At 39.1% G+C, this 1,418-nt stretch carries 1 protein-coding gene; it reads left to right on the top strand.

Going from position 1 to position 1,418, the window contains the following annotated elements:
* Positions 1-115: 115 nt before the first annotated feature.
* Complete coding sequence (gene dapA / locus AB5903_RS15735) at positions 116-1,009, top strand: 4-hydroxy-tetrahydrodipicolinate synthase (protein WP_060386189.1); 894 nt, start codon at positions 116-118, stop codon at positions 1,007-1,009.
* Positions 1,010-1,418 lie beyond the last annotated feature (409 nt).

Here is a 1,418-nt window from a genome sequence, read left to right as displayed (position 1 = left end):
CTCATATCCTAACAAATTTCTACAAAAAGCTTTTTTATGGCTTATATTTGTATGGTAAATTGAAAAAAATCGTACTTTTGCGAGTCGTTTAATTAGAGATTACTTTATAATACTCATGATACAGACTAGATTGAAAGGAATGGGGGTAGCGCTGATTACTCCATTTAAAGAGGATGAAAGCGTTGATTACGATGCATTGATGCGTTTAGTAGACTATCAGCTCCAAAACAACACTGATTTTTTATGCGTACTTGGCACTACAGCAGAAACTCCGACGCTGGCTGAAGAAGAAAAAAAGAAAATCAAGAAAATGGTTATCGAGCGCGTGAATGGGAAAATACCTATTCTGCTTGGAGTAGGTGGAAATAACACTCGCGCCATAGTAGAAACTCTGAAGAATGATGATTTTACCGGAGTGGATGCCATTCTTTCTGTTGTTCCTTATTATAACAAGCCTTCCCAAGAAGGGATTTATCAGCATTATAAAGCGATTTCCGAGGCTACCGACCTTCCGATTGTACTTTATAATGTACCGGGACGTACCGGAGTAAATATGAAAGCTGAAACAACCTTGCGCATCGCACGCGACTTTAAGAATGTAATAGCAATTAAAGAAGCATCGGGAGATATCAGCCAGATGGATGACATCATAAAAAATAAACCCGCCAATTTTGACGTTATTTCGGGCGATGACGGCATTACCTTCCCTCTGATTACCTTAGGAGCCGTTGGTATCATCTCGGTCATAGGAAATGCCTTTCCGCGTGAATTTAGTCGTATGGTACGTCTGGCATTGCAAGGAGATTACTCAAATGCGCTGACCATCCACCACAAATTTGCAGAATTATTCAAATTACTCTTTGTAGACGGTAATCCAGCCGGAGTAAAAGCCATGTTGAATGCAATGGGAATGATTGAGAACAAACTTCGCCTACCATTAGTGCCTACCAGAATCACGACTTTTGAAGCAATGCGAAAGATATTGGATGAATTGAATATTAAATGCTGAATACAAATCTTATTTAGTATATATGGAAGAGATGTGTCGAAATTGACACATCTCTTTTTTTATGTAAAGTTCTAGCAGTCATCCTCCCCAAAATTGCTGGCAAGAAGTATTTATCGGGGCAGTCCGAAAAATTAAAGCATTTAGAGCACAGTTTAGAGGAGTCTGAGATATTGTCCTGTTTCCGGGTCTTCCCAACGACGGCACTTGACGCGTAGATATACAGCTTTGCCACGAATAGGAAAGTCTTGCACTTCTATTTCCGGGAAGAAACCTTTGGAATGTAGGTGTAAATTGGGTCAATGTAAAAACCTGAGGGGTAAATTTATAAATTGTTATCTTTCCTCTATGAAAAGATAAAGATTACCCCTGTCTTTATGGCTCCTTTACTTAGTTTATGGTGTTAATGAGC

This window comes from Bacteroides sp. 2201st1_D9_2201SCRN_220225 (genome assembly GCF_040928965.1).
In the GTDB taxonomy this organism is placed as follows: domain Bacteria; phylum Bacteroidota; class Bacteroidia; order Bacteroidales; family Bacteroidaceae; genus Bacteroides; species Bacteroides stercoris.
This window is presented reverse-complemented; position numbering and strand designations above follow the sequence as displayed.